We start from the raw sequence: 501 nt of genomic DNA, 5'->3' as shown, positions 1-501 counted from the left end.
ACAACGATTATGCGTTGGGTTCACCAATATGGTCCTGAGTTAGATAAGAGAGTTCGTCGTCATCTTAAGAAAACGAATGATTCTTGGCGAGTAGACGAGACGTATATTAAGGTCAAAGGAAAGTGGATGTATTTATATCGTGCAGTTGATTCAGAAGGAAACACCATTGATTTCTACCTAAGCAAAACAAGAAATCATAAGGCTGCAAAGCGTTTCTTCAAGAAAGCTTTGCAGTCTTTTCATGTTTCACAGCCTCGCGTGATAACCATCGATAAGAATCCCGCCTATCCTATAGTATAGCAATTGAAGAGTTGAAGAATGAAAAAAAGATGCCTGTAGGCATCCAAATAAGGCGAGTGAAATATCTCAATAACATCGTGGAACAAGATCATCGATTTATTAAAAAGCGAGTGCGTTCGATGTTAGGATTCAAATCATTTCGTACAGCCACTTACATACTGAGTGGCATAGAAGCGATGCATATGATGAAAAAGAAGCAAC

1 pseudogene is annotated in these 501 nt (G+C 38.7%); it reads left to right on the top strand.

The features are described 5' to 3' along the window. Window positions 1-501 (top strand): annotated as a pseudogene (locus tag ACM6HU_RS00045) (IS6 family transposase); the annotation flags it as partial.

The organism is Bacillus sp. IT-79MI2 (assembly GCF_949768135.1).
GTDB classification, from domain to species: domain Bacteria; phylum Bacillota; class Bacilli; order Bacillales; family Bacillaceae_G; genus Bacillus_A; species Bacillus_A pseudomycoides.
Note: the sequence above shows the minus strand (reverse complement) of the source record. Positions and strands in the feature narration are given on the sequence as shown.